The sequence below is a fragment of the Pseudomonas sp. AC255 genome (genome assembly GCF_979258175.1).
The window spans coordinates 837,332-857,813 of sequence record NZ_OZ409841.1 but is presented as its reverse complement, the minus strand read 5'-3'; the positions used below and the strand labels follow the sequence as shown (position 1 = coordinate 857,813).

General features: G+C 59.2%; 19 protein-coding genes and 3 pseudogenes. 7 read left to right on the top strand and 15 right to left on the bottom strand.

Translation table 11 applies throughout. The annotated features are described in order from the left end of the window. Positions 1–726: 726 nt before the first annotated feature. The 3 genes from ACZZ0K_RS04020 to ACZZ0K_RS04010 are packed head-to-tail and all read right to left on the bottom strand — an operon-like array spanning position 727 to position 2,765. Positions 727–1,962 (bottom strand): RNA polymerase sigma factor, encoded by a 1,236-nt coding sequence (locus ACZZ0K_RS04020; protein ID WP_258707098.1) that lies wholly within the window; start codon positions 1,960–1,962, stop codon positions 727–729. Next, positions 1,955–2,299: a YciI family protein gene (locus tag ACZZ0K_RS04015; RefSeq protein WP_095181502.1), complete on the bottom strand. Its 345-nt coding sequence runs from the start codon at positions 2,297–2,299 to the stop codon at positions 1,955–1,957. Before ACZZ0K_RS04015 ends, ACZZ0K_RS04020 begins: the two co-directional genes overlap by 8 nt. Positions 2,300–2,339: 40 nt before the next feature. Further along, positions 2,340–2,765 carry a YybH family protein gene (locus tag ACZZ0K_RS04010; protein ID WP_236168344.1) on the bottom strand — a complete coding sequence of 142 codons (426 nt, stop codon included), beginning with the start codon at positions 2,763–2,765 and terminating at the stop codon, positions 2,340–2,342. A gap of 142 nt (positions 2,766–2,907) precedes the next feature. Here ACZZ0K_RS04010 and ACZZ0K_RS04005 point away from each other — a divergent pair, with 142 nt between their 5' ends. Continuing rightward, on the top strand, positions 2,908–3,393 hold the full coding sequence (locus ACZZ0K_RS04005; RefSeq protein WP_095181500.1) for a GNAT family N-acetyltransferase: 486 nt from the start codon (positions 2,908–2,910) through the stop codon (positions 3,391–3,393). Between the two features lie 141 nt (positions 3,394–3,534). On the opposite strand, the gene ACZZ0K_RS04000 is transcribed toward ACZZ0K_RS04005, so the two are convergent. The 3 genes from ACZZ0K_RS04000 to ACZZ0K_RS03990 all read right to left on the bottom strand — a co-directional run bounded on the left by ACZZ0K_RS04000 (position 3,535) and on the right by ACZZ0K_RS03990 (position 5,329). Then, positions 3,535–4,023, bottom strand: coding sequence for a GNAT family N-acetyltransferase (locus ACZZ0K_RS04000; RefSeq protein ID WP_236168342.1), 489 nt, complete (start codon positions 4,021–4,023; stop codon positions 3,535–3,537). Between the two features lie 88 nt (positions 4,024–4,111). Then, a complete protein-coding gene (locus tag ACZZ0K_RS03995; protein WP_258707099.1) occupies positions 4,112–4,597 on the bottom strand; it encodes a GyrI-like domain-containing protein in 486 nt (161 codons plus the stop codon). 69 nt (positions 4,598–4,666) lie between these two features. Further along, on the bottom strand, positions 4,667–5,329 hold the full coding sequence (locus tag ACZZ0K_RS03990) for a LysE family translocator (protein WP_041479200.1): 663 nt from the start codon (positions 5,327–5,329) through the stop codon (positions 4,667–4,669). Between the two features lie 138 nt (positions 5,330–5,467). On the opposite strand from ACZZ0K_RS03990, the pseudogene alaC reads away from it, so the two are divergent. Further along, positions 5,468–6,684: pseudogene (gene alaC, locus ACZZ0K_RS03985) on the top strand (alanine transaminase). A 179-nt stretch (positions 6,685–6,863) separates the two neighbouring features. Here alaC and ACZZ0K_RS03980 read toward each other — a convergent pair. Further along, complete coding sequence (locus tag ACZZ0K_RS03980; protein WP_016773551.1) at positions 6,864–8,216, bottom strand: GntP family permease; 1,353 nt, start codon at positions 8,214–8,216, stop codon at positions 6,864–6,866. A gap of 82 nt (positions 8,217–8,298) precedes the next feature. Next, the gene (locus ACZZ0K_RS03975) at positions 8,299–8,832 is read right to left on the bottom strand and encodes a gluconokinase (RefSeq protein ID WP_041479197.1); all 534 of its coding nucleotides are present in this window, start codon (positions 8,830–8,832) and stop codon (positions 8,299–8,301) included. A gap of 216 nt (positions 8,833–9,048) precedes the next feature. Between ACZZ0K_RS03975 and gntR the strand changes: the two genes are divergently transcribed. Beyond that, positions 9,049–10,080 carry an HTH-type transcriptional regulator GntR gene (gntR, locus tag ACZZ0K_RS03970; RefSeq protein ID WP_056787988.1) on the top strand — a complete coding sequence of 344 codons (1,032 nt, stop codon included), beginning with the start codon at positions 9,049–9,051 and terminating at the stop codon, positions 10,078–10,080. A 139-nt stretch (positions 10,081–10,219) separates the two neighbouring features. Here the strand turns inward: gntR and ACZZ0K_RS03965 are convergent, their stop codons facing one another. Next, on the bottom strand, positions 10,220–11,092 hold the full coding sequence (locus ACZZ0K_RS03965; protein WP_150637513.1) for a LysR family transcriptional regulator: 873 nt from the start codon (positions 11,090–11,092) through the stop codon (positions 10,220–10,222). A gap of 122 nt (positions 11,093–11,214) precedes the next feature. Here ACZZ0K_RS03965 and ACZZ0K_RS03960 point away from each other — a divergent pair, with 122 nt between their 5' ends. Together ACZZ0K_RS03960 and ACZZ0K_RS03955 are read left to right on the top strand one after the other, a co-directional pair. Further along, the gene (locus ACZZ0K_RS03960) at positions 11,215–11,655 is read left to right on the top strand and encodes a PACE efflux transporter (RefSeq protein WP_076563910.1); all 441 of its coding nucleotides are present in this window, start codon (positions 11,215–11,217) and stop codon (positions 11,653–11,655) included. A gap of 125 nt (positions 11,656–11,780) precedes the next feature. After that, positions 11,781–13,205: an MFS transporter gene (locus tag ACZZ0K_RS03955; protein ID WP_258707100.1), complete on the top strand. Its 1,425-nt coding sequence runs from the start codon at positions 11,781–11,783 to the stop codon at positions 13,203–13,205. Positions 13,206–13,339: 134 nt separating this feature from the next. On the opposite strand, the pseudogene ACZZ0K_RS03950 reads toward ACZZ0K_RS03955, so the two are convergent. After that, positions 13,340–13,765, bottom strand: a pseudogene (locus ACZZ0K_RS03950) (methyl-accepting chemotaxis protein); the annotation flags it as partial. A gap of 120 nt (positions 13,766–13,885) precedes the next feature. Then, positions 13,886–14,554, bottom strand: a pseudogene (locus tag ACZZ0K_RS03945) (PAS domain-containing protein); the annotation flags it as partial. A gap of 825 nt (positions 14,555–15,379) precedes the next feature. Between ACZZ0K_RS03945 and ACZZ0K_RS03940 the strand changes: the two are divergent. Continuing rightward, a complete protein-coding gene (locus tag ACZZ0K_RS03940) occupies positions 15,380–15,802 on the top strand; it encodes a GNAT family N-acetyltransferase (RefSeq protein ID WP_056787980.1) in 423 nt (140 codons plus the stop codon). A 115-nt stretch (positions 15,803–15,917) separates the two neighbouring features. Here ACZZ0K_RS03940 and def read toward each other — a convergent pair whose 3' ends face one another. The 3 genes from def to ACZZ0K_RS03925 form a co-directional block, all read right to left on the bottom strand. Beyond that, complete coding sequence (gene def / locus ACZZ0K_RS03935; RefSeq protein WP_076563914.1) at positions 15,918–16,457, bottom strand: peptide deformylase; 540 nt, start codon at positions 16,455–16,457, stop codon at positions 15,918–15,920. Beyond that, on the bottom strand, positions 16,454–17,410 hold the full coding sequence (locus tag ACZZ0K_RS03930) for a YihY/virulence factor BrkB family protein (RefSeq protein ID WP_150637508.1): 957 nt from the start codon (positions 17,408–17,410) through the stop codon (positions 16,454–16,456). Before ACZZ0K_RS03930 ends, def begins: the two co-directional genes overlap by 4 nt. Before the next feature lie 163 nt (positions 17,411–17,573). Then, positions 17,574–17,765, bottom strand: a complete 192-nt coding sequence (locus ACZZ0K_RS03925) for a CsbD family protein (RefSeq protein ID WP_041479186.1) — start codon at positions 17,763–17,765, stop codon at positions 17,574–17,576. A 194-nt stretch (positions 17,766–17,959) separates the two neighbouring features. On the opposite strand from ACZZ0K_RS03925, the gene ACZZ0K_RS03920 reads away from it, so the two are divergent. Beyond that, complete coding sequence (locus ACZZ0K_RS03920) at positions 17,960–18,337, top strand: hypothetical protein (protein ID WP_016775519.1); 378 nt, start codon at positions 17,960–17,962, stop codon at positions 18,335–18,337. 251 nt (positions 18,338–18,588) lie between these two features. Here the strand turns inward: ACZZ0K_RS03920 and fadD1 are convergent, their stop codons facing one another. Then, positions 18,589–20,286, bottom strand: coding sequence for a long-chain-fatty-acid--CoA ligase FadD1 (gene fadD1 / locus ACZZ0K_RS03915; protein ID WP_024014053.1), 1,698 nt, complete (start codon positions 20,284–20,286; stop codon positions 18,589–18,591). Between the last annotated feature and the right edge of the window lie 196 nt (positions 20,287–20,482).

The following is a 20,482-nucleotide window of genomic DNA, read 5'->3' as shown; positions in this document are numbered from 1 at the left end:
CCCTCTCCCGGAGGGAGAGGGGGCCGACCGAAGTGTCTGGCGTTATGCATCGACCTGAAAAACCTTATCGATTATGGATTCAAGACAATTCGTTCAAGTCGGTGAATCCCTCCAATATCCCCCAATCAGTCCCCCTCCCTTTGGGAGAGGGGGCCGACCGAAGTGTCTGGCGTTATGCATCGACCTGAAAAACCTTATCGATTATGGATTCAAGACAATTCGTTCAAGTCGGTGAATCCCTCCAATATCCCCCCAATCAGTCCCCCCTCCCTTTGGGAGAGGGGGCCGACCGAAGTGTCTGGCGTTATGCATCGACCTGAAAAACCTTATCGATTATGGATTCAAGACAATTCGTTCAAGTCGGTGAATCCCTCCAATATCCCCCAATCAGCCCCCTCTCCCTTTGGGAGAGGGGGCCGACCGAAGTGTCTGGCGTTATGCATCGACCTGAAAAACCTTATCGATTATGGATTCAAGACAATTCGTTCAAGTCGGTGAATCCCTCCAATATCCCCCCAATCAGTCCCCTCTCCCTCTGGGAGAGGGGCCGACCGAAGTGTCTGGCGTTATGCATCGACCTGAAAAACCTTATCGATTATGGATTCAAGACAATTCGTTCAAGTCGGTGAATCCCTCCAATATCCCCCAATCAGTCCCCTCTCCCTTTGGGAGAGGGTTAGGGTGAGGGCAATCCACAGACTGCCCACAATCGCCAGAGCGCCAAGGTCAGAGCATTTCCAGCGCCATGATCCGTCCTCGAATAAACCGCCGCTCCGGCTCCTGCCGCGTCAGCTCCAGCGCCCGCTGATACGCCGCCCGCGCCTGCTCCACTCGGCCCAATTGCCGGCAAAACTCCGCCCGCGCCGAATGCGCCAAGTGGTAATCCTGCAACTCCCCACGCGCCAAAATCCCTTCAACCAACAACAACCCGGCCAACGCTCCATCCCGTTTGGCCACCGCCACCGCGCGGTTCAGCTCGATCACCGGCGACGGCACCGCGCGCAGCAGCACGTCATACAGACCGACAATCTGCTGCCAGTCCGTTTCCGCCGCTGACGGCGCTTCCGCATGCACCGCTGCAATCGCCGCTTGCAGACAATATGGCCCGAAACGCCGCGTGCTCAGCGCGCTCTCGACCAGCGCGCAGCCTTCGGCCATCAACCCGGCATTCCACAACGAGCGATCCTGATCGTCGAGCAATACCAGTTCACCGCTCGGCGAAGTGCGCGCCGGTCGACGTGATTCGTGCAGCAGCATCAGCGCCAGCAGACCCATGACTTCCGGCTCAGGCAGCAACTCCATCAACAAGCGCCCGAGGCGAATCGCTTCGCGCGTCAGGTCCTCGCGGGTCAGCTCAGTGCCGACCGATGCCGAATAACCCTCGTTGAACACCAGATAAATCACCCGCAACACGCTGTCGAGGCGCTCGGGCAATTCGTTCAGCGTGGGTACTTGATAAGGGATTTTCGCGTCGCGGATCTTGGCTTTCGCGCGGACGATACGCTGGGCAATCGCCGCCGGCGCCGAGAGAAAAGCACGGGCGATTTCCTCGGTGGTGAGGTCGCAGACTTCACGCAAGGTCAGCGGCACCTGCGCATCCGCCGCCAGTGCCGGGTGGCAGCAGGTGAAGATCAGCCGCAAGCGATCGTCTTCCACGTCTTCGCCACTCCAGTCAGCCTGTTCCAGCTCATCGAGTTGTGCCAGCAGCAACGGTTGCGACGCCTTGAACCGCGCGCGCCGGCGCAGCACATCGATGGCTTTGAAACGTCCGGTCGAGACCAGCCAGGTACGCGGGTTGTCCGGCACGCCGTCGCGCTGCCAGCGCTCGACCGCGACGAAGAACGCCTCGTGCAAGGCTTCTTCGGCGAGGTCGAAATCACCGAGCAGGCGGATCAGCGTGGCCAGAATCCGCCGCGAATCCTCACGGTAGACCTGCTCGACCCGCGCCCTGACGTCAGACATTCAACTGCCGCACCGGACGCACTTCAACGCTGCCGACCCGCGCTGCCGGAATATTGCCGGCGACCTGGATCGCTTCGTTGAGATCCTTGGCATCGATCAGGTAGAAACCGGCCAGTTGCTCCTTGGTTTCAGCGAAAGGCCCATCGGTGATCGACAACTTGCCGTTGCGCATTCTCACGGTAGTCGCAGTCTGCACCGACTCCAGCGCTTCGGCGGCGATCATCCGCCCGCTGCCCTGAATCGACTCGGCGTAGGCCCAGCATTCGGCGTCCTCCGGGCTGTCGGGCGAGGTGTGCAGCAGGCGTTCATCGCTGTAGACCAGGCATAGATATTTCATGGCGATCTCCTGATTCGAACGGATCAACTATGGCTGAAGATCAGGGGGTCACATCGAACAGCGTCGCGCCGCTCATCGGATCAAACGGTGCCGACCAGTGCTCGTGGGCAATCTTCCACGCCCCGCCGATTTGCCGGTAACAGGCGGTGACACGCATCCAGCAACTCTGGGTTTCGCCTTTGTCATTGGTGCCGCCGCAGTTGGCTACCCAATGGGCGAAAGCGATGTTGTCGGCACTTTCGATGGCGATTTCGTGGAACTCGAAGATGTGCGGGCCGGGGCACATTTCCATGCACTCGACCCAGTGCGCGCGGTACGCCGCTTTGCCTTTGAATTGCAGGGCCTTGATCGCATCGAACGAGACGATGTCGTCGGCGTACAGGGCCATGACTTTCTCGACGTCCTTGGCCATTACCGCTTCGCGATAGGTGTTGATCAGAGTCTGGATCTCGCTTTGTGCGCTCATGGTGTTCTCCGTGGTTTTTGTTGTGAAGACACCCTTAGTCGTTTGCCCAATGCGCGGATCGACAGGGCAAACAAAAAAATTTCGCCGACGACAATCTCGCTAGAATCCGAGGCTCACTCTTTGTAGGAAAAAGGAAATTCCCGTGTCAGCCCAACTCGTGCCTTACGACAGCCTCAGCCCTTTGCAGCGTCAGCAAGTCGAGGCCATTGAAATCCACCCCGAGCAGATCAGATTCTCCGGCGACATCCACGGTGCCTTGCACACCCTGCTGTCGAAACCCGGCCCCGGCGTAAAGGGTTTTGCCCTGCTGGCGGACGACGTACCGGTAGCGTTTCTGCTGCTCAAGCGCCCGCCGGTGTTGCCCGACTGGGCCGACGAACACAGCGCCACGTTGCATGCCTTGCAGGTCGATCGTCGTGCGCAGGGCATGGGTTATGGCAAGGCCTGCCTGCAAGCGCTGCCCGCTGTCGCCCGTGAAGCATGGCCGGAAATCAAAGGACTGGAATTGTCGGTGGACGCTGATAACGAGGCGGCGATTGCGCTGTACGCCAAGCATGGCTATGTCGACAGCGGCGAGGCGTACAAGGGCCGGATCGGTTACGAGCGGCGGATGGGGCTGTTCTTCTGAGTATCCCTGATCGTTCCCACGCTCCGCGTGGGAACGCCTCTTTGTGACGTTCTGCGTCACGGTTTTGGGACGCGGAGCGTCCCCGGCTGCATTACCACGCGGAGCGTGGGAACGATCAGGCAGTTTCGATAGGTGTTGGCTTCAGAGGGTCAGGATCATCTCGTGCCACGCCATGCCGCCGTGGTCGGACTCCGACGGTTTGATGTAAGCAAAGCCAAACCCGGCGTACAACGCAATGTGTTGCTCTTTGCACATCAGATGAATTGTCGCTTTGTCCATCGCACGCATGCGTTCGATGAATTTGCCGAGCAGGCGCTTGGCCAGGCCCTGCCCTTGGTAATCCGGGTGCACCACCACCGACATGATCACCACGTTCGGCCCTTTCGGGTCGTGGCCGATCAGCTCCTTGAAGGCCTCGTCGGACATCTGCACGTCGAACGCCGCGCCGGAATTGATGAAACCGGCGACCACACCGTCCACCTCGGCGACGATGAAGCCGTCCGGCCAGGTGGCGATGCGCGTGGCGATCTTTTCGCGGGTAGCAGCTTCGTCGCCTTCATAGGCGTCGGTTTCGATGGCGTAGCAGCGGTCGAGGTCGGCGGCGCTGACGTTGCGGATCACGGTGTTCATGGCAACTCGGGAATCTGTGGAAACAAGGCCCGCCAGCATAAAGCAGAACCACCGGGGCGGACATGCTCCGCCTCGATTGTTACACCGCTCAAGCCTTAATCGGCAGCCAGATTTCCAGGGTGCCGGTATTGAGCTTCGGATTGAAATCCTCGCTATAGCGCTCGAATTCCGGGGCATCCGCCGCTTCGTAAGCGGACTGCGGCAGCCAGGTGTTCCAGATGTACTGAAAGGTGTCAGGGAGTTGCGCCAGTGACCCCTTGTGCTCGAACACCGCATATTTCTGCGGTTGGATTTCAACCCAGCGATACTTTTCCGGCAGGTCGTCGAGCTTGTCGATCTGCACCCCGGCGATGTATTCGAAACCGCCCTCGCCGTCCGCGTTGCAGCAAACGCCGTAGGTCACTTCATTGACTTGCGCGGGGATTTTTCCCAAGTGCGGGATCAGTTTTTCCCACAACGCGGGAATGTTTTCGGTGGTCTCCTGAGTGAATCGCCCGCCGAAACCGGCAATCAACAGAAATTGCCCGTGTTCGAAGCGCGGCCCAGCCAATTCGACGCGTGGTTGTTCATCCATGACGCGACTCCTCAGAACGCAAAAGTGGGTTCGGCTGGGAGTATAGAAAGCCCGATCCGTTTCGCACGTTTACAGCGCATGCAACTGCTCGACGGCGCCCGAGCCGACAAACTCGTTGTACCCGGAAACGATCACGTAGACCGCGAAATAGCAGAAGATCGCCGCCGATGCCAAGTAGGAGTAACGCAGCAGCTTGTCGCCCAGCAGCTTGCCGCCGTGGCTTGCCGCGAAGCACAGACCGGCCGACCAGAGCAGCCCGGCGCAGAGAAAGCCGCCCAAAAACAGCGCCGAACTCAACGGGCCACCGCCACCGGATCGAGCGATCAACGTGCCGCCGACCGCAGCAAACCAGAGAATCGCACTCGGCGACGACATCGCGAGGAAGATGCCGCGAAAGAATTCCTTGCGATGAGAGTTCTGCCCCACTTCCGCCGTTTCCGCCAGCAGCGCTTCGTGGTGGATCGCCGAATAAATCATCTTCGCCGCGAAGTAGATCAGCAGCGCCGAACCGCCAATCCACAGCACCCAGCGCACGGTTTCGTATTGCAGCAAAACAGTCATGCCGGCCAGTGCCAGCACCGCGTAAATCAGGTCGCCGACGCAGGTGCCCAGGCCCAGAGCGAAGCCCTGAAAGTAGCCGCGCTGCATGGCCAGGGTGATCATCGCGATGTTGGCTACGCCGATATCCAGGCACAGCGAAAGGCTCAGCAAGAAGCCGCTGGTGAATTCCATTGACCGATTTTCCTTGAAAAAAATGTTTACAACCGCGCTGGACAGTATGCCATCACTGCACTTATCTTCCGCCACAGGTCACCGCAGTGACCAGCGTCGCTCGGACGGTTCCGGGCGCTTACGTTATCCGAGGCAACAATGGCCGAACAAGGTTCGCCGCGCCGCTTTGCGCGCATAGATCGACTCCCCCTTACGTTTTCAACATCACCGCCGAGCTGAAGATGGCCGCTCGCCGCCGTGGTGAAGACATCATCGACCTGAGCATGGGCAATCCCGACGGCGCCACGCCGCCGCACATTGTCGAAAAACTCGTGCAGGTCGCCCAACGTGAGGACACCCACGGTTACTCGACGTCCAAAGGCATTCCGCGCCTGCGCCGGGCGATTTCCAACTGGTACAAGCAGCGCTACGAAGTCGATATCGACCCGGAAAGCGAAGCCATTGTCACCATCGGTTCCAAGGAAGGCCTGGCGCATCTGATGCTGGCGACCCTGGACCAGGGTGACACCGTACTGGTGCCGAACCCGAGCTATCCGATCCACATTTACGGCGCAGTGATTGCCGGCGCTCAGGTGCGTTCGGTGCCGCTGGTGCCGGGCGTGGACTTCTTCGATGAGCTGGAGCGGGCCATTCGCGGCTCGATCCCCAAGCCGAAAATGATGATCCTCGGTTTCCCGTCCAATCCGACCGCGCAGTGCGTGGAGCTGGACTTCTTCGAACGGGTGATCGCCCTCGCCAAGCAGTACGACGTTTTGGTCATCCACGATCTGGCTTACGCCGACATCGTCTACGACGGCTGGAAAGCCCCGTCGATCATGCAGGTGCCAGGGGCCAAGGACATTGCGGTGGAGTTTTTCACCCTGTCCAAGAGCTACAACATGGCCGGCTGGCGCATCGGGTTCATGGTCGGCAACCCGGAACTGGTCAGCGCCCTGGCGCGGATCAAGAGCTACCACGACTACGGCACCTTCACCCCGCTGCAAGTGGCGGCGATTGCCGCGCTGGAAGGCGATCAACAGTGCGTGCGCGACATCGCCGAGCAGTATCGTCAGCGGCGCAACGTGCTGGTCAAAGGCCTGCATGAGCTGGGCTGGATGGTCGAGAATCCGAAAGCGTCGATGTATGTCTGGGCGAAGATTCCCGAGGCGTATGCGCATCTGGGTTCGCTGGAGTTCGCCAAGAAACTGCTGGCCGAGGCCAAGGTCTGCGTCTCGCCGGGTGTTGGCTTTGGTGAGTACGGCGATGATCACGTGCGCTTCGCCCTGATCGAAAATCAGGACCGCATTCGTCAGGCCGTGCGCGGGATTCGCGGGATGTTCCGCGCGGATGGCTTCAATCCGAAATCTCCTGCCTGACACCTGCCCCCTGTGGGAGCGAGCCTGCTCGCGAAAGCGGTGGGTCAGTCAGCATATTGGCTGGCTGACCTGGCCCCTTCGCGAGCAGGCTCGCTCCCACATTGGTTTTGGGTGAACCACGAAATCCACCCACAAAAAAACCGCATCATTGCGGTTTTTTTGTGCCTGCAAACTGCCGCTTAAACGAACAGCGACAACAGCAGGATAAAGCCCAGGCCCACTACCGACAGAATGGTCTCCATCGCGGTCCAGGTCTTGAAGGTTTCGGCCACGGTCATGTTGAAGTACTGCTTGACCAGCCAGAAACCAGCGTCGTTGACGTGGGACAGGATCAGCGAACCGGCGCCGGTGGCCAGCACCAGCAGCTCACGGTTGACGCCCGGAATCATGCCGACAACCGGCACCACAATGCCGGCGCCAGTGATGGTCGCCACGGTCGCCGAACCGGTTGCGATACGGATCACCGCCGCCACCAGCCAGGCCAGCAGGATCGGCGAGATCTGTGCGCTGACCGCCATGTGGCCGATCACATCACCCACGCCACTGGTCACCAGCATCTGCTTGAAGCCACCGCCCGCACCAATGATCAGAATGATCGCGGCGGTTGGCGCCAGGCTCGCGTCGAGCCACTTGAGCATCTGGTTGGAACCGATGCCCTGCTTGTAGCCAAAGGTGTACAGCGACAGCAGCAACGCCAGCAGCAGTGCGGAGATCGGGTGGCCGATCATGTCCATCCAGATACGGAAGAAGTTGCCGTCCGGCAGCGCTACGTCAGCGAAGGTTTTCAGCAGCATCAGGAATACCGGCAACAGCACGGTGACCAGGGTGATGCTGAAGCTTGGCAGGTTGGCCGAATCGTTTTCGCGGGCCAGTTGATCGACCAGCTCCTGATTCGGGTGGCCAGGAATGTGCTTGGCGATAAAGGTACCGAAGATCGGACCGGCAATGATGGCGGTCGGCAGCGCGACGATCAGACCGTAGAGAATGGTCTTGCCGATGTCAGCGCCGAACACGCCGATGGCCAGCAGCGGGCCTGGGTGCGGCGGTACCAGACCGTGCACCGCAGAGAGGCCGGCGAGCAGCGGGATACCGATCTTGATGATCGATACGCCAGTGCGACGCGCAACGATGAACACCAGCGGAATCAGCAGCACGAAGCCGATTTCGAAGAACAGCGGGATACCCACCAGGAACGCAGCGAACATCATCGCCCACTGCACCTTGTCCTTGCCGAAGGCGCGGATCAGGGTCTGGGCGATCTGATCGGCGCCGCCGGATTCGGCCATCATTTTGCCGAGCATGGTGCCCAGGGCGAGGATGATGCCGACGAAACCGAGCACGCCACCGAAGCCGTCCTGGAACGCCTTGATGATGGTATTGATCGGCATGCCGGAAGTCAGGCCGAGGAAGGCGGCGGCGATGGTCAGGGCGATAAAAGGGTGAATCTTGAATTTGGTGATCAGGATAATCAGGCCGATTACCGTGACCACTGCATCGAGCAGCAGGAACGTCTCGTGGGACATGCCAAACATGGGGGGTGTCTCCTGGATTGTTGTTGTTATTAAAGCGGGTTGAACAGAAGTCGGGAGGACAGCGCTGTCTTTTTCAACATGCTCATATCGCCTGTTTCAGGCCGTTGGCCTGCCACCAGACGTGAGCCTGCAGGGCCAGCTCTTCAACGCTGTGAATCGAGGCATTGAGCGGCAGAGTCAGCGGCTCGCCCTTGGGCGATTCGAGGGTGGCGAACTGGCTTTCGATCAACGTCGCCGGCATGAAGTGGCCCGGGCGGTGCGATACGCGCTCGGCGGCGACTTCCGGAGTCAATTCAAGAAACACGAAACCCAGGCCCGGCAAGGCACTGCGCAGACGTTCGCGATAGCTGTGTTTAAGGGCGGAGCAGGTCAATACCGGGCGCTGGCCTTGGGCATCGACGCGACGCAGTTCATCGCACAGGCTGTCGAGCCAGCCGGCGCGGTCTTCGTCGTTCAGGGGGATCCCCGCGCTCATCTTTTCGATGTTCGCGGCCGGATGAAAAGTATCGCCTTCAATGGCAGTGGCGCCGCTCAAATGGCACAGGGCCTGGCTGACGCACGTCTTGCCGCAACCGGCAACGCCCATGATGACCAGGGCGGTGATGGGATGACTCATATAACACCTCAGCGCGCAGACAGCGCTACCTTTGCTAGCTATGACTCTAGTGCACAGGCAGAAGTTGCCGACGCCTTCTTGTCGTTTTTTTGGGTTGCAGCAGGTTTGTTCCCGACGCCAAAGAGCACAGATCAGGCAGGACCGCGCTCACGCATTTGCAGCTGCATCAGGACAGCGCTACCTTAGTGCCTTGATTTTTGTTTGGCAAGCCGCCCGATGACCTCCCCCAAGAACGATAAAAATACCCGCACCACCGGCCGTCCGACCCTCAACGAAGTAGCCCGCCTGGCCGGCGTCAGCCCGATCACTGCCTCGCGCGCCTTGCGCGGGGTAAGCACGGTGGCCACCGAACTGGTGGAAAAAGTGCAGAAAGCTGCGCTTGAGCTCAATTATGTAGTCAACCCCGCCGCCCGCGCACTGGCCTCGGCGCAGAGCCATTCGGTGGTGGTGCTGGTGCCGTCACTGTCCAACCTGCTGTTCATCGACACGCTGGAAGCCATTCATCGGGTGCTGACGCCCAAAGGCTTCGAAGTGCTGATCGGCAACTTCCACTATTCGCGCGATGAAGAAGAAAACCTGCTGCGCAATTACATGGCTTATCAGCCGCGCGGGTTTCTGCTGACCGGTTTTGATCGCACGGAAAGTTCGCGGCGGATGATCGAGGCCAGCAACATTCCTTGCGTGTACATGATGGAGCTGGACAGTGCTGCCGGAGTCAATTGCGTGGGTTTTTCACAATTGAGCGCGGGCGAAACTGCCGCCGAACATCTCCTGTCTCGTGGACGCAAGCGTCTGGCGTACATCGGCGCGCAGCTGGACCAGCGCACCCTGCTGCGCGGTGAGGGTTTCCGCAAGGCGTTGCAGAAGGCAGGCCGTTACGACCCGGATCTGGAAGTGCTGACACCGCGTGCTTCGTCTGTGGGTCTGGGTGGCGAGTTGTTTTTGCAATTGCTGGCGGCGCATCCGGATGTTGATGCGATTTTCTTCGGCAACGACGACTTGGCCCAGGGTGCGCTCCTGGAAGCGTTGCGTAACGGCATCAAGATTCCCGAACAAGTGGCGATTCTGGGTTTCAACGACTTGCCGATGTCCGAGCACATGGTGCCGCGCCTGAGCAGCATCAACACCCCGCGCGAGGCAATCGGCCGGCGCGCGGCGGAGCAGATGCTCACGTTAATGGCAGGCAACAAAGTGGCGCGCCCGATGGAGGATATGGGGTTTGAGCTGAAGGTGCGCGAGAGTACCTGACCCTTCACAAATGCTGAGTTGAAACACAACCCTTGTGGGAGCGAGCCTGCTCGCGAAAGCGGTGGGTCAATCAGCATTGATACAGCTGACACGACGCCTTCGCGAGCAGGCTCGCTCCCACAGGGGATCTCTACCAAATTCAATGGCTGAGCAGATCGACCAAAGCCTGCGCGCCCTTCTGCAAGGGCTGGCTCTTGAGCCACACCGCATGCACCGGCAGCACCAGGCCATTTTCGATGTTGCGAAAATTCAGCCGCTTCAAGCGTCCCGCGTCCAGCCAAGGCTGCACCACCGACAGCGGAAAATTCCCCCAGCCCAATCCCGCTTCAACCATTTCCATCGCCGTCTCGAGATTGTCCGTACGCCAGTAGGATTCAGCCACCAATGGCCGCGTCTCGCTGATCGGCAAGTCGCGGCTGGCGACGATGATCTGCCGCACCTGCACCAGATCTTCGAGAAACACATCCCGCCCCTGCAACAACGGGCTGTCCGCCGCCAGCGTGGCGATCATGCGTTCGCTGCCGACGAACTGAAACCGCTCCAGCGCATTGACGCTTAACCCGGCAAACGCCAGACACACGCTGACCCGACCAGTGTGCAACATCGCCAGCACATCATCCTGTGGCGCAGTCAGCACTTCGATATCGAGCAACGGATGCCGCTCGGCAATCACCTTGATCGCTGCCAGCAAGCGGCGCCGATCCATGTCCGCAACCACGCCAATCGACAACCTGCTTTCCAGCCCCAGCGACAGCTCCACCGCGTGCACCTGCAGCTGCTTGAGCTGCTCGGCGATCAGTCGCGCGTGGGGCACCAACGACTGCGCCATCGCCGTCGGTTGCGGCTCGCGGTGGCTGCGGTCGAACAGCGGGTAACCGAGTTCCGCTTCAAGATTGGCAATGCCCATGCTCACCGCGGAGGGCACCTTGCCCAACTGCCGCGCGGCAGCGGAAAACGAGCCGCGCTCGATCACCGCGAGAAACAATTCGATGCTGTCGCTGCTGAAATTCAAATGCCTCACCTATCAATAAAGCTGAAAGCTACCGACTTTTTCTGTCAGGTGCATTGAAGCTATCTTTGCTCGCCTTCGCCAGCCCTGCTGGCCAACATTTGGCAAGAAAGAGGCAAATCTGCATGCAAGGCGTGAAACGCAAACTGGTCTACGTGTCGCTCTACGAAGTGATTGGGATGACCTTCTCGGCCCTCGGTCTGGCGTTGCTCTCGGGCACATCTCCGGGCAGCACCGGGCCGCTGGCGGTGATCATCACCAGCATCGCCGTGACCTGGAATTTCATTTACACCTCGTTGTTCGAGCGCTGGGAAAGTCGCCAGGTCTCGCGCACCCGTACGGTCAAACGGCGCATCGCCCACGCGGTCGGCTTTCAACTGACGCTGATCGTGTTTCTGATTCCGTTGATCGCGTGGTGGATGAACATCAGTCTGGTGCAGGCGTTCCTGCTGGATCTGGCACTGATCATTTTCATCCCGTGCTACACCTTCGTGTTCAACTGGCTGTTCGACCGGATCTTCGGCCTGCCGAACTCGGCGCTGCCGGATTCTGCCGCTGCGGCATAAATCGCTAATTCGTAAGCAGATATTGCGAGAAATCAGCGGTTTGACCGGGTAAACCGCTGATATTCACAATCCATCAATTCCGATAGCAGGCTAAGCTTTTCCATCAATAAAAAATGGATCAGCTTATGACTGCTCACGCTTCCGCCGCCGCGCACATCGACGGCATCGACCCGGTACGCGCCGCCGAGATTTCCGCCCGCATCGACCGTCTGCCCGCCGTCGCCACCATCTGGCGCCTGGTGGCGCTGCTGTCGATCGGTGGATTTTTCGAACTCTACGATCTGTTCCAGACCGCCTACATCAGTCCCGGGCTGATTCGCGACGGCCTGTTCGCCACTGGCAGTCAGGGGGTGTTCGGCTTCTCCGATCAGGCGGCGTTCGCCTCGGCAACGTTCCTCGGCCTGTTCCTCGGCGCCAGCCTGCTCAGTCCGTTGGCGGATCGTTTCGGTCGCCGGGCAATCTTCACCTTCGCGCTGATCTGGTACACGGTGGCGACAGTGCTGATGGGGATTCAGACCTCAGCGCTGGGCATCATCGGCATGCGTTTTCTGGTCGGCATCGGCTTGGGTATCGAATTGGTGACGATCGATGCCTACCTCTCGGAACTGGTCCCTAAACGCATGCGCAGCTCGGCGTTCGCCTTTGCGTTTTTCGTGCAGTTCCTCTCAGTGCCGGCGGTGGCCTTGATGTCGTGGTGGCTGGTGCCGCAAGCGCCGTTCGGGGTGTCCGGCTGGCGTTGGGTGGTGCTGGCCAGCGCGGTGTTTGCACTGTTTATCTGGTGGCTGCGCAAGCGTCTGCCGGAATCGCCGCGCTGGCTGGCGCAACACGGTCGCTTCGATGAGGCCAATCGGATCCTCGACCATCTCGAAGCGCGCTGCGCCAAGGATTACGGCAAAGCGCTGGATGCGCCGGAACCGGTGCCGGTCGATGTCGAAGGCAAGGGCCGTTTCGCCGATATCTGGCAGCCGCCCTACCGCCGCCGCGCGTTGATGCTGATCGTTTTTCATATCTTTCAGGCGATCGGTTTCTTCGGTTTCGGCAACTGGTTGCCGGCGCTGCTTTCGGGCCAGGGCGTAAGCGTCACCCACAGTTTGATGTACGCCTTCATCATCACCCTCGCCTACCCGCTCGGGCCGTTGCTGTTTGTGAAGTTCGCCAACCGTTTCGAGAACAAATGGCAAATCGTCGGCTCGGCGCTCGGCGCGATGACCTTCGGCACCCTGTTCGCCCTGCAGACCAGCGCCTTCGGGCTGATTTTCTGCGGCGTAATGATCACCTTCTGCAACGCCTGGCTGAGCTTCAGTTATCACTCCTATCAAAGCGAGCTGTTCCCGACCAACATCCGCGCCCGCGCGGTCGGGTTCTGCTATTCGTTCAGTCGCTTGTCGACGGTGTTCAGCAGTCTGCTGATCGGCATGTTCCTGGATAATTTCGGCACGCCGGGGGTACTGGCGTTCATCGTCAGCAGCATGCTGATCGTGATGCTGACCATCGGCTGGTTCGGCCCGCGTACGCGTAATCTGGCGCTGGAGAACATTGCGCATCGCTGACGGCCAACACAGGACTCACCTGTGGGAGCGAGCCTGCTCGCGAAGGCGTCGTGTCAGAAAGGCATGTGCTGGCTGACATAACGCTTTCGCGAGCAGGCTCGCTCCACATTGGTTATTGGTGACGTTGAAACAGCTCAGTTCAATTGCAGGGTTTCATTGAACTGACTGATCGCATCCACCACATGCCGCGAGCCTTGCTGAATCTCGAGGATCACCTCGCCCGCCTCGTTCGCCAGTTCCACGCCCAACCCGGTGCGGCTCAGACTCGACTGCATGCTCGACACTGCGCTCAGCGACAGGTCGTGGTTCTTGCGCACCACGTCGACGATTTCCAGAGTGGCCTGACTGGTCCGCGCGGCGAGGCTGCGTACCTCATCGGCGACAACCGCGAAACCGCGTCCATGTTCACCGGCGCGCGCCGCTTCGATCGCGGCGTTGAGCGCCAGCAGGTTGGTCTGATCGGCAATGCCGCGAATGGTCTGAACGATGGTGCCGATGATGTCTGACTGTTTGCTGACCGCATCGATGCTCACCGCCGCTTCGTTCAGATCGCGGGAAATGTCCTGAATGATCTGCACGGTCTGCTGCACCACCTGTGAACCTTTCTGCGCGCAGGCGTCGTTTTGCACCGAGGTACTGTGGGCCGATTCCGCAGCGTTCTGCAGAGTGGTCATTTGCCGAGTGATGTCGCTGGCGAACTTGACCACTTTGTACAAGCGGCCCTTGGCGTCGAACAGCGGGTTATACGAAGCCTCCAGATAAACCATCTGCCCGGATTTGTTCTTGCGCTCGAAACGGTGCGAGTGATATTCGCCGCGATTGAGCGAAGCCCAGAAAGCTTTGTATTGCGCGGATTCGGCTTCGGCGCGATGACAGAACAGGCTGTGGTGCTGGCCGACAATTTCAGGGTGTGCGTACTGCATGGTCTGCAGAAAGTTGTCGTTGGCGCGGATGACATGGCCTTCGGGGGTAAACTCGATCACCGCCATGGAACGGCCGATCGCCGCCAGCATGGCTTCTTCTTCATGTTCTTTGTTGATGCGTGCGGTGATGTCCGCCGCAACCTTGATGACACTTCTGACTTGTTTGTCGGGACCGAACACCGGCATGTAACTGGCTTCAAGCCAGATTTCCCGGCCACTCTTGTTCAGACGCAGGAAAGTGCCGCTAAGCGGTTCACCACGGGCCAGGTCGCGCCACAACTTCGCGTAGTCCTCGCTGCGATAAAAGCTTTCTTCACAGAAAATCCGATGGTGTTTGCCGCGCACTTCATCGGCGCTGTAGCCCATGGTCTTGCAGAAGTTCTCGTTGGCGTCGAGAACGATGCCGTCCGGAGTGAACTCGATCATCGCCATCGAGCGGCTGATCGCTTCGATTTTCGCGTTGGCCTCAGTCAGCGCACAACTGAAACGCTCGATTTCCCGCAGGTCAGCCTTGTGATGTAGGTTGAACATGGTTGTATCACCTTCCGCGCGTTCTTTTGATTTGATGAAAGTTCAGGTCTTTCAAGATCCACCACTACGTTCCACAGAACAGGCACACGCCTTCCCCCACGGGAGGAAGTTGTCAGGTGATAAATGATGATCAATCGGATGCGTCGTGCAGCGACGCTCTGATCAAGACATCCTTTTCTTGATAGCCCGCATGCGGGCCAGCCCTAACGCGTAGAAGAACTTCCATTTAAGTGACGCTCCTTGTTGGTTCAGTGTTGGTGCCTTGAATTGCGCACTCTGGCAGCATGAATCACGGACCAACCTGTGCCGTCGGCCTGTTGGCATGACGGTCGACATGGTTAGTTACCTGCAAGCATAGCCACCGGGACGCCGGGCGCAAGGCCACTAGTCGGCCAGTATCTGGCACTTTTTGCACAAGAAACGGTTCAGCGCAGGGAAACACTGCGGTGAAAACGGACGTTTTCGCCAGCGAGGCGGGAGCCCGTGAACCGGGCTTCCGCATGGTTTGATCAATGGCCGAAAATATCGACCTTCTTGGCTTTCTTCTCCGCGCGTTTTTCAATCGCGGTCTTGGCCGGCTTTTTCTTCGCGGCTTTCTTTGAATCCATACCTTTGGACATGATCGGTACTCCACTCACAGGGGTGTGAGTTCAGGTATACACCTATCCCGAAGCGCGCGTTCTTTTATAATCGGCGCTTTTCGCAGCGACAGCCCGAATCATGTCCGACATCCACTACAGCCAGCTCGACGAATCGTTGTGGCCGCTGATGAACAAGTTCTACCGCAGCCACCAGTCGTCGATGAAAGCCGTGCGCGAGGCGCAACTGTGGGTTGCAAGGCGCGGCGAGATCGTTGCGGCGCTGTGCCTGCGGCCAGTCTCGGGCGGACACTGGCTGACGGGGTTGTTTGTTGATCCGCAGTGTCGGGAACAAGGTGTCGCTGCGCAGTTGATCGCAGCGGCGGTTGCCCAGGTGGACGAGCCGGTGTGGCTGTTTTGCCATCCGGATTTGCGCGGGTTTTATGAGCGGCGTGGGTTCAGCTTCGATCCGCCACTGCCGCAGGCGATGGCCGAGCGGTTGAGCCGGTACGCGCGGAGCAAGCCGATGATTGCGATGGGGCTCAATCCCGCAGATTTACGCTGACACCCTGTGGGAGCGAGCCTGCTCGCGAATGCGGTGTGTCAGCGCCGAATTTGGTTCTGATACTCCGCGTTCGCGAGCAGGCTCGCTCCCACAGGGGTTGATGGTGTTCTGACAATCAGTCGTCAGCGTTGGGATCAAGGTCCGGAAACAGCACTTCGGTAAAGCCGAACTTGCTGAAATCGGTAATCCGCGACGGATACAGCCGGCCGATCAGGTGATCGCATTCATGCTGCACCACCCGTGCATGAAACCCCGAGGCCACTCGCACGATCGGCTCGCCCTTCGGATCAAAGCCTTCGTAGCGAATCTGCTGATAGCGCTCCACCGCGCCGCGCAGGCCCGGCACCGACAGACAACCCTCAAAGCCCTCTTCCATCAACGGATTCAACGGTGTGATCAGCGGATTGATCAGGATCGTCTGCGGCACTGCTTCGGCGTCCGGGTAACGCTCGCTGTGTTCGAAGCCGAAGATCACCAGTTGCAGGTCGACGCCAATCTGCGGCGCCGCGAGGCCAACGCCGCCGACGCTTTCCATGGTCTGGAACATGTCATCGATCAGTTGCCAGAGCTCGGCGCTGTTGAACATTTCCGGTGGTACCGGCGCGGCGATGCGCAGCAGGCGCTCGTCACCCATTTTCAGAATTTCACGAATCATGTTCGGGCTTCATCAGTGTCCGGCTTGAGCGAATGATCGCGGCCCAGGCCCGAGACGTGTTGTTTGGGGGATTCGTCAGGCTCGCCAGGGGCTTTTTCGCCCTTTTCCTTGCCTTCGGCGGACATGTGCTCGATCACTGCATTCATCTCCGCGCCGAGCAATAGGACTGCGGAGGAAATGTAGAAATACAGCAAGAGCACGATGATCGCCCCGATGCTGCCATACATCGCGTTGTAGTTGGCGAAGGTTTTCACGTAGAAGGCAAAACCCAGCGAGGCGAGGATCCACACCACCACAGCCAGCACCGAACCTGGGGTGATAAAACGGAATTCCTGTTTGACGTCGGGCATCACGTAATAGATCAGCGCCACCGCGACCATCATCAGAATCACGATCACCGGCCAGCGGGCGATCGTCCACACCGTGACGATGAAGTATTCCAGCCCCACTTGTGCGGCAATCCAGCCCATCACCTGCGGCCCGAGCACCATCAGCGCAGCGGCGATCAGCAGCATGCCGGCGATGCCGACGGTGTAGACGATCGACAACGGGAAGCGCTTCCAGATCGGCCGGCCTTCGACCACGTCGTAGGCGGCATTCATTGCGCTCATCATCAGGCGCACGCCGGCGGACGCGGTGTACAGCGCAATAACGATACCGATGGACAGCAGGCCACCCTTGGATTGCTGCAACTGGTCGATCACCGGGTTGACCTGCTCCAGTGCCTGCGGTGGCAGCACCAGTTCAGATTGCAGACGCAGCCAGGAAAAGAAGTCCGGCAAGTGCAGGAAACCGATAAGAGCAATCAGGAAAAGAATGAACGGAAACAGCGAGAACAGCATCTGGTAAGCCAATGCCGAGGCGTAGGTCGACATTTCGTCATCGACGAACTCAGTGACCGTGCGCACCATCACCCGGTGCAGGGGCAGACCTTTCATGTCCGGAAATATCATTCGCGTCTCCTTGCGCCGCAAAAGGTTGAAGTCGTGGCGACTCAGGGGCCGTTTTTTACCTCAAGGTAGCCTACTTGGCGATCCTTCGGCGGATAACCGCAGGGTTCTGATACAAAAACGGCCATCCTTGGATGGCCGCTCGTGTGATTCGTTCAAGGCTCGCTTACGCCTTGTCGACGCCTTTTTTCACAGCGTCCTTGGCGTTGCCAACCGCTTGCTGGGCTTCGCCTTTTTTCTCTTGAACCTTGCCTTCGGCACGCAGCTTGTCGTTGTCAGTGACCTTGCCGACGCCTTGCTTGACGTTACCGACGGCTTCGTTGGCCATGCCTTTTACTTTATCGCCTGTGCTACTCATGGTGTTTCTCCGTGATGCATATAGGGAAGAAAAGTCATTACGTAACGATTGACCGGTGCGCTTTGCGCCGAGTTTCATTTATTTTGCCGGCATTTCGTCGTGGCGCGCAGGTTGCGCTTTATGTTTGCCGGCGTTGCCCCGAGAATGCTCAGCCTACGGGCGTCGCGCCCGGCACACCGATTCGCAGGAATGTCATGAAGCTCAATAAAACCCAGGCCATCGCCCGTCGCAACCAGGAACTGGGCGGCGCCGTGCTCGGCACCAACAACTGCCACTTCGCCGAACTGAACCGCAACCGCAATATCTGGTGGTTCGACCTGCCGGTATCGCGTCTGGCCATCGGTCAGTACGAGTGGATTCACTTGCTGCTGCACACCCCGGCCACCGATGAGTTGCTGCACCTGAAAGTGCCGACGGTGTTCCTGCGCGAAAAGCTCGAAGGCCTGGTGATTCGCAACGAAGGCAAGCGCAAGGCGGCGCTGAGTCTGGAATTGAGTGCGGACAAGGATTCTTATCTGCAGGACATGCGACCGGCGGGGACCAACGTGAATTTTGCGCCGTTTCGTCAGTAGGATTTGTGGCGTCAGCCCTTCCCCTCACCCTAGCCCTCTCCCAGAGGGAGAGGGGACCGACCGGGTTGTTCTTACGGAATACGCCGACCTGAAATATCGAGCCGAACTCAGGTTCTGAAAAGTTTGAAGATCGGCTCCCTTCCCCTCGCCCCCTTGGGGGAGAGGGTTGGGGTGAGGGGGTAGGATTTACCAGACGCTGCAAATCACCAATCTTTCCCAACAAAAAGCCCCGCATCTGCGGGGCTTTTTATTTACGCGGCAGACTTGGCCTTGATCTTCTTCAGCTCTTCATCCCGCAACTCGCGGCGCAGGATCTTGCCGACGTTGGTGGTCGGCAGCGCATCGCGGAATTCCACCGAGCGCGGCACTTTGTAGCCGGTAACGTTGGCGCGCATGTGGTCCATGACCTGCTCTTTGGTCAGGGTCACGCCCGGTTTGGCGACGATGAAAATCTTGATCGCCTCACCCGATTTCTCGTCCGGCACACCGATCGCCGCGCACTGCAACACGCCCGGCAAAGTCGCCAGCACGTCTTCCAGTTCGTTCGGATAGACGTTGAAGCCAGACACCAGAATCATGTCTTTCTTGCGATCGACGATGCGCATGTAGCCGTCCGGCTGGATCAGCGCGATGTCACCGGTTTTCAGCCAGCCGTCGCTGTCGAGCATTTCATCGGTGGCTTCCTGACGCTGCCAGTAGCCCTTCATCACTTGCGGGCCTTTGACGCACAGCTCGCCGATTTCGCCCAGCGGCTGCTCGACACCGGCATCGTCGATGACTTTGCACAGGGTCGACGGCACCGGAATGCCGATGGTGCCGATCTGGATGTGCTGGATCGGGTTGACCGTGGCCACCGGGCTGGTTTCGGTCATGCCGTAGCCTTCGCAGATGGCGCAACCGGTCACGGCTTTCCAGCGCTCGGCCGCCGCCAGTTGCAGGGCCATGCCGCCGGACAGGGTAACTTTCAGCGCGGAGAAATCCAGTTTGCGGAAACCTTCGTTGTTGCACAGCGCCACGAACAGCGTGTTCAGACCGACGAAACCGCTGAACTTCCACTTCGACAGTTCCTTGACCATCGCCGGCAGGTCGCGCGGGTTGCTGATCAGGATGTTGTGGTTGCCGATCAGCATCATCGCCATGCAATGAAAGGTGAACGCATAGATGTGATACAGCGGCAGCGGCGTGATCAGGATCTCGCAGCCTTCGTTGAGGTTGGAGCCCATCAGCGCCTTGCATTGCAGCATGTTGGCGACCAGGTTGCGGTGCGTGAGCATCGCGCCCTTGGCCACACCGGTGGTGCCGCCGGTGTATTGCAGCACTGCGACATCGCCGCTGTCCGGATTGGCTTCGGCCACTGGCTGGCCGTGGCCTTTGCTCAGGACGTCGTTGAACTTGATGGCTTTGGGCAAGTGATAGGCCGGGACCATTTTCTTCACGTACTTGATGACGCTGTTGATCAGCAGGCGCTTGATCGGCGGCAGCAAGTCGGCGACTTCGGTGACGATGACGTGCTTGACGCCGGTCTTCGGCACCACGGCTTCGGCCAGGTGCGCCATGTTCGCCAGGCACACCAGGGCCTTGGCGCCGGAGTCGTTGAATTGGTGTTCCATTTCCCGCGCGGTGTACAGCGGGTTGGTGTTGACCACGATCAGCCCGGCGCGAATGGCACCGAAGACCGCGACCGGGTACTGCAGGACGTTGGGCAGTTGCACGGCGATTCGATCACCGGGCTGCAAGTCGGTATGCTGTTGCAGATACGCGGCAAAGGCACCGGACAGCTCGTACAGCTCACCGTAGGTGATTGTCTTGCCGAGGTTGCTGAAAGCCGGTTTGTTGGCGAAGCGTTGGCAGGATTGCTTCAACACTGCCTGAATGTTCGGATACTCGTCTGGATTGATCTCGGCTGCGATTCCAGCCGGGTACTTATCCTTCCAAAAGTCTTCGATCATGGAAGCCCACTCCTCAGCAACGCGAATTCTTCACCGCATTTGATGCGATTATTATTGGTGTGTGTTTTGTATTGGTGAATCCGGCGTTTTACAGGCCGAGAAGTCACAAAGCGCGCCGAGAGTAGCAGCTTTGCCAAGGGTCGACCAGAGCCAAAAGAGGCCCCTACAGTCATATTGATGACTCAAGACTTGCCAA